Source organism: Bacillus sp. T2.9-1, from assembly GCF_950097965.1.
Lineage (GTDB): Bacteria > Bacillota > Bacilli > Bacillales > Cytobacillaceae > Niallia > Niallia hominis.
In genome coordinates this window covers 1-6606 of record NZ_CATNHG010000158.1, presented here as the reverse complement: position 1 = coordinate 6606, position 6606 = coordinate 1, and the positions used below count along the sequence as shown (strand labels likewise).

5 protein-coding genes are annotated in these 6606 nt (G+C 38.0%); 1 reads left to right on the top strand and 4 read right to left on the bottom strand.

Annotation, left to right across the window (positions count from 1 at the left end; genetic code table 11):
- The first annotated feature begins 122 nt into the window (after positions 1 to 122).
- Positions 123 to 1400, top strand: coding sequence for an IS110 family transposase (locus tag QQZ16_RS23040; protein WP_031536138.1), 1278 nt, complete (start codon positions 123 to 125; stop codon positions 1398 to 1400).
- A 369-nt stretch (positions 1401 to 1769) separates the two neighbouring features.
- On the opposite strand, the gene QQZ16_RS23035 is transcribed toward QQZ16_RS23040, so the two are convergent.
- The 4 genes from QQZ16_RS23035 to QQZ16_RS23020 form a co-directional block, all read right to left on the bottom strand.
- Positions 1770 to 2699, bottom strand: coding sequence for an ABC transporter permease subunit (locus QQZ16_RS23035; protein WP_231512513.1), 930 nt, complete (start codon positions 2697 to 2699; stop codon positions 1770 to 1772).
- Positions 2700 to 2912: 213 nt separating this feature from the next.
- Positions 2913 to 3335 carry a GNAT family N-acetyltransferase gene (locus tag QQZ16_RS23030; protein ID WP_031536134.1) on the bottom strand — a complete coding sequence of 141 codons (423 nt, stop codon included), beginning with the start codon at positions 3333 to 3335 and terminating at the stop codon, positions 2913 to 2915.
- Positions 3335 to 4432 carry a threonine aldolase family protein gene (locus tag QQZ16_RS23025; RefSeq protein ID WP_031536132.1) on the bottom strand — a complete coding sequence of 366 codons (1098 nt, stop codon included), beginning with the start codon at positions 4430 to 4432 and terminating at the stop codon, positions 3335 to 3337. Before QQZ16_RS23025 ends, QQZ16_RS23030 begins: the two co-directional genes overlap by 1 nt.
- Before the next feature lie 240 nt (positions 4433 to 4672).
- On the bottom strand, positions 4673 to 6475 hold the full coding sequence (locus tag QQZ16_RS23020) for an ABC transporter ATP-binding protein (RefSeq protein WP_031536130.1): 1803 nt from the start codon (positions 6473 to 6475) through the stop codon (positions 4673 to 4675).
- Between the last annotated feature and the right edge of the window lie 131 nt (positions 6476 to 6606).

Below are 6606 nucleotides of genomic sequence, written 5' to 3'. Positions count from 1 at the left end.
AAGGAGCATTCCTGTTAGAAGGATTTTCGGGGACTTGAACAAAAAGAGCCCTCTTGGTATGATGCGGGGTGTCAAATCGTCGACGAAATGACCCCTAATTTGTAACCAAGGAGGACTCCATAATGGATTTTAAACAAAATCAGAAAATAAATCAAGTCACCGAGAAAACACTTGTGGTCGGAATCGATATTGCCAAGCGTACGCATTACGCTTGCTTTGTAGATGATCGCGGTCGTGTGCTTCAAAAGTCTTTTGCTGTTTCCCAGTCTAATAGCGGTTTTAATTATTTCTATCAACGTATTTTGACCGCAATGAAAGAAAATGAAAAAACAGAGGTTATTGTTGGGATTGAACCTACTGGCCATTACTGGCTCAATTTAGCTTATTTCCTTGAGGAACGGGGCATCCCCTTAGTAATGACAAATCCGATGCACGTCAAACGTTCAAAGGAGTTAGACGACAATCTTCCAACTAAACATGACCGAAAAGATGCGCTAGTAATTGCTCGTCTTATTAAAGACGGTCGTTTCAGTTATCCGCGTATTTTAAAGGAAATGGAAGCAGAACTTCGTGTTGGCTCAACTTTTAGAAGCAAGTTGGTAGAGGAGTTAGGCTCTCTCAAAAACATGATGATTCGCTGGTTAGATCGCTATTTCCCAGAGTTTACTCAGGTGTTTCCTTCATTCGGAAAAATGGCTTTAGCTGTACTTGAATGTACTCCATTTCCGAGTGATTTTCACCAAAAACAACCCGATGAAGTCTTAACCCTTTATCGAAAGGTCGAGGGGCTAAAATCCCCACAAAGACCAAAAGCAGTGCGCCTTATTGAAGTCGCGGCTAACTCTATCGGGGTAACAGAAGGACGTGAGATGGCCCACATTGAAATCGCCACGCTCGTTCGCCGTTACCATCAATTAGAGAAAGATATCGAAAACATTACGGTGCACTTAGTTGAACTTGTAAAAACGTCTGTAGAGTATGAATGGCTATCAACCGTCCAAGGACTTGGAGATACCACCATTGTTGACTTATTAGCCGAAATTGGAAGCTTTTCACACTACGAAGATCCACGCCAACTTATCAAACTCGCGGGATTAACGTTACGTGAAAATTCCTCTGGTCTGCATAAAGGACAAAAACGTATTTCTAAACGGGGCAGACGAAAGTTACGTGCCCTCCTGTTCCGAGTTATGATGCCTATGATTCGCCATAATGAAGCCTTTAGAAAGCTGCACGAGTATTACACAAACCGTCAGGTTAATCCATTACGCAAGAAGCAATCTATCGTGGTTTTATGCGGTAAGCTATTAAAAGTATTACATGGAATTAGTACCAAGCACAAAGCGTTTGACGCACAGCGAATGATGAGGGATATTCCAGGTCTCGCAGAGGCTGTTTAAACCCTACATCCCCTTAATAAGACAATAAGACCTAGACAACAGGATGACACGGAGAAGCTGGCAATATATTTTCCATTCGACCTTGAGTCCCTAAAGGAGCTTCGCTAGCCTCTGCCTTATGACTAGACCGAACGAAGGAATGTAGGCACATAGATGCCCAGAGACATGGGAGGGTACGTCATCATAAGCTACGCAGAGATCCATTGTGCATCGCATAATTCCCTATCACTACTTTCTATAATTATCCAGTAGTGACCGCGTAGCGTACCCGTAGGTTGGAATAATTACACATAATATATAAATTCTGTTAGGAATCGTGTCGAAAAATATTTTTTTGACACCCCAACAACGGCTCAAACCGTTGATAAATCAATATTTATAGAGGGAGGAAACGAAGGATGTAACGGTTATCTTCTCTCTCCACGATTCCTTTTTCAATTCCCGTGCTGGTTCCTTCTCCTCTTTCAATACTATTTCGCCTAACTGAAAAATAATAAAAAATGGCGTGAATATAAGCAGCAAGGAAACAGCAATCGTCATTGGTGTAAAGCTTTCTACTAGAAAATATGTAAATCCATGTATATTAAAGAGTCGTTCAATAATAAATTGACTTGATAGCAATCCCCAAATGATAATTTTCATATGATGAAAGGAAACGGGAATTATATTTCGGAGAATATGTTTCCACAAAATAGGAAAATTATGGATACCTTTACTTCTTGCAAAATTTACATACATCTTCAAATATTCTTCTTCCATCATCAAGATAAGAATTTTGAATAAAGAAACAGCAGGAATAATTGCAAGGGTTAGAATTGGCCCTAAATATGCCTTTTCTGAATAACTGGCTACTTCAAATATCTCTACCCCTGTTTGCACAAAAATAAAGATAACGAAAGATTGCAGAAGTGTCGCTATAATTATATCTGGAATCGATTCAATTAAATCTAAGATTCTTTTTATTGGCTGCAAAAGAAATTTGGGTAGAAAAAAAGAGACAAGTGATAATACAAATGCAGCAATGCTCCCTAATAACAACGCACCAAACAAAATTTCCATCGAATAAATAAACGCCGGAAATAGTATATCCAATATCGGCTTTTCATCTACTCCATTTAAGGAATATACCCATCCATCCTTCTGAAAAAATTCCTCCGATAAAAAAGATAGCAGGGTTGAAAAATATCCCTCTCCCTCTGGAAAATCCCTCATTTGAAAGTATTTTGGAAAAACGCTTAATGCGAGTATCGCCATCGTTCCAAGTAAATAATAGATGATTAATTTCGCAAATTTTCTCATAGATCCCCTTTCCTTCTTATCGCTTTCTATCTAAAAATTTATACTATTCAAATTATATGAATATATCGATTGCTAATCAACCCCATTTTTTCCAAATCAGTGTGAAGGGATAGGGAGATAAGGCTTTCTTAATCTAACATCAGTGAAATTTATGATATACCAGCAAAAATTTCCATTTATCAGCCAATCCTCTTCTTCACTATCATACTTTTTCTATTCCACTAATCTTTTCTGCAAAAAGTATTGTTTTACTCCTTCTGGAAAATGATCTAAAGTTCCAAATACTTCGTAGCCATGCTTTTGGTAAAAATCTGGTGCTTGAAAACTGAAAGTATCTAGATAAATAAATGCACATGCATTTTTCTCCGCAGCTTGTTCCATCTTCTCTAAAAGCTTGCTGCCATATCCTGCTTTCCTTACACTCTCATCCACCCATAAGAAATCAACATGCATATGATGCCAAAACATATGACCCGTAACACCAGCCACGATTGTGCCATTATCATCTCTTACAACAAAACTAATATTTTCATAGGGACTTTTCAATTTTTCTGGCAGCTGCTCCATATTATAAGCAACCAGTTTTTTTCGAATATAATCACTATCCTCTTGAACCCATTGCTGGATTATTTCCATTATTCACCGCTCCTTTTCTCGCTTATTTTTTCTGCAAGTAAACCAAACATTTTTCTGACAGTCTCTGTCGGAATTTCTTGATAAGCATCACCTAAGCTAATTTCAAAAGAACAATTATTTTCAGCTAGCTCTTTTACATAGCCACTTATACCAATTCCCATTATCTCTTGAATATCTGTCAAAATAGTCTCTACTGCTTCTTTTTCCAAATCAAAATGAACATGGAACATATTAGAAACTGGCGCAATTGGAAGTGTTTGAACCCCTTCACATCTGTTAAAAAACGCTGCTAGCTGTTTGGCAGATTCATAGTATTCAGCCATTTTATTAACTCGTTTTTCATAATAATAATCAGCAGACAAAATATATGGATACAAACTGATTAAGTCACCGCCATATCTTCGTTTCCAAACCTTTGACTGGCTTGTAAATTCTTTACTCCCAGCTAGGATTGCCCCAGCAACGCCGCCTATTCCTTTATAAAAAGACATATAAACACTATCAAACAACGCACATACCTCTGCTGCTGTTTTTTGATAATAGGGCAGCACTTCCATTAATCTAGCCCCATCAAGATGGAGCTTCATTCCATGCTCTTTGCAATAACGTGAAATCTTCTCTAATGTCTCAAAGCTTGGTAATTGACCACCAATTTCACGCTGTGGCAATTCTAACAGCACACAGGCAACGCCATTCTCCATTTCCATAATATCTTCTAATTCTATTACTCTCGTTTTATCTGCTAATAGAATTGTTTCGATTTTATGAAGCTTCTTTAATCCATCTTGCTCGTGAATTTCTAAATGACTTAATGGATGATAGGCGACTTTCCCTAAATCTTTTTCATCACACCATATTCGTAGGGCGATTTGCTGTGCCATCGTTCCACTTGGAAAAAAGACTGCTGCTTCCTTTCCGAAAAGATTGGCCATTTTTTGCTGAAAATCTCCTATTATTTTTCCTTGTCCATACATATCACTTTCTACATTTCCGTCTATTTCCTGCAATGCTTCTTTTAGTACCTGTACATTTCTTTTGCCATGATTGCCTAATTTATAGGTGGTTTTGTTATATGAATCTCTTAATGTAATTGCCATCTTACTCTCCCTACTCTCGATCAGAATATTTCGACTATATAATAACTATAGCATTTTTTAAAACTAGCAATGGATTTTTATTAGCTTTCTTGAAAATAGGAAACGGGCACTTACAGGGCGACTCTGTTACCTTTTGCTTTCCTTTTTTGACGAAATGGGCTTAAGAGGCGCTTTCTCTAAAAAATCAAACATACGCAAAGAACAGTAATCCTCATAAGAAATACTGTTCTTTGATGTTATTTAAATAGGCTGTGTTTCTTTCTGATTAACAGTTGCCTCTCCAATATCTGCTTCTCGTTTGAATAATCGTGAATATACACCGTTATTATTTTTTAATAGTTCGTTATGTGTACCTTCTTCGACTATTACCCCTTTATCTAATACGATAATACGATCTGCAGATAATACCGTAGATAGTCGGTGGGAAATGATGAAAATCGTTTGTTTCTTCGTCGTTTTTAAAACAGCTTCATTAATTTTTGCTTCTGTAATAGGATCTAGCGCTGAACTTGCTTCATCTAATACAAGGATTGGGGCATCCTTCAAAATTGCCCGCGCTAAAGATAGACGCTGTTTCTGCCCGCCTGACAGTAAGCTTCCTCTTTCTCCAACCTTTGTGTTCAACCCATCTGGAAGGGTTTCTAGTAATTCGCCTAAACCGCTCGCACGGAGAACATCATACAATTCTTTCTCTGTTGCATCTGATTTTCCAATCCGTAAATTATCTGCCAACGTGCCACTTCGCATTAGTACATCCTGTGTAACGATTGCCATTTGCGAACGAAGCCAGTCCGTATCCCATTCTCGAATCTCTCGTCCATCTACTTCAATAGAACCCTTTGTTGTGTCATATAATCGAAAGAGTAAGTCAATAATCGTTGATTTCCCAGAACCACTCGGCCCAACTAACGCTATTTTCTCTCCTGCCTTAATAGCAAAAGAAACACCTTTTAATACGCTCTCTTCTTTATCTGGATAAACGAAGGACACGTCTTTCAAGCGCACATCACCACTTGCTCTTTCTCCCCTTACCCCTTGCTTCGTTTCTGCTTCTGATACAGGTTGTGAAAGCAAGATATCTGATCTGTCTAAAGCAGGGCCTGTTCGTCTAACTGAAAGCCAATTTCTTAGGAGACGTTGCATTTCATTTGCCGCAATCGTTACTAATCCTCCTGCTGTTAACATTTGACCGCTAGTTAAATCCCCATTCCAGATAAGGAGCGTACTGATAAAATAAACAAGTCCTAATGCAAAACCATTATAGCTTGCAATCACAACTACTGATTGCATTCTTGCTTTTAATTCTCGTAGTGAATGTTTTACAAAAGAATCCCTAATGGAAACGACACTATTTACTTCACTATCGGAAACACCCATTACTCGTGATAGATGAATACCTGTAACAGATTCTCTTAATCTCTCTAAATATTTGGAAGCTTCTGCCCTAGCGTCTGCTGATGCAGCTCGCGTTCTAGCCCCTACATAGTTGGATGCCCAGTAAAACAGAATTCCAAGAACAACACTTGTGATCATTAAATAAGGGTGAATGAACAGCAATACAATACTATAAATCACTACCCCTTGAGCACTTGCCATAAAGGTTGACCCTTCCCATGCTAAAAAATTATGAAGGGTATCTGGATCATCAGAAGTTCGTGCTAATAATTCCCCAGATGAATTATTTTGATAAAACGAAAAAGGGAGTACTTGCAAATGCCCAAATAATCGTAGCTTTTGTCTATTTGTCACAGACTTCGCAGTAATATGGCAAAAGTATTCATCAATGATCATCATGCCTAAATCTAATACAGCAGATAATACCAATAGCCACATTAATCCCCATAGCCAGGTGTTATTCTCACTTGGCAAAATGGTATCAATTAGCCAGCTTAAGGCTAAAGTTGGTATTAACGCAGAAAAGACTTGGCTAATAGCAATAACTAGGGAATCGCCTATGACCCATTTTTTATAAGGCATTAAAAATTGAATAACACGTTTGCCATCACCGATTTTCTTTTGTTTGGAGATATCCAGTTTACTCATCCAATCATCTCCTCGTATAGTAAGTTTATAGTCCTCTTTCGAGGTAATTTCCAATTAAAATATTGTTCTTTGATAATTCTATAGATGTTAGTTCAGATAGTGGGGGGCTAGCCCCCCACTATCTGAAAAAG

What these genes read in the sequence shown, in the direction of transcription:
- QQZ16_RS23040 (WP_031536138.1), top strand. Translation starts at nt 123, where the DNA reads ATGGATTTTAAACAAAATCAGAAAATAAATCAAGTCACCGAGAAAACA.
- QQZ16_RS23035 (WP_231512513.1), bottom strand. Translation starts at nt 2,699, where the DNA reads ATGAGAAAATTTGCGAAATTAATCATCTATTATTTACTTGGAACGATG.
- QQZ16_RS23030 (WP_031536134.1), bottom strand. Translation starts at nt 3,335, where the DNA reads ATGGAAATAATCCAGCAATGGGTTCAAGAGGATAGTGATTATATTCGA.
- QQZ16_RS23025 (WP_031536132.1), bottom strand. Translation starts at nt 4,432, where the DNA reads ATGGCAATTACATTAAGAGATTCATATAACAAAACCACCTATAAATTA.
- QQZ16_RS23020 (WP_031536130.1), bottom strand. Translation starts at nt 6,475, where the DNA reads ATGAGTAAACTGGATATCTCCAAACAAAAGAAAATCGGTGATGGCAAA.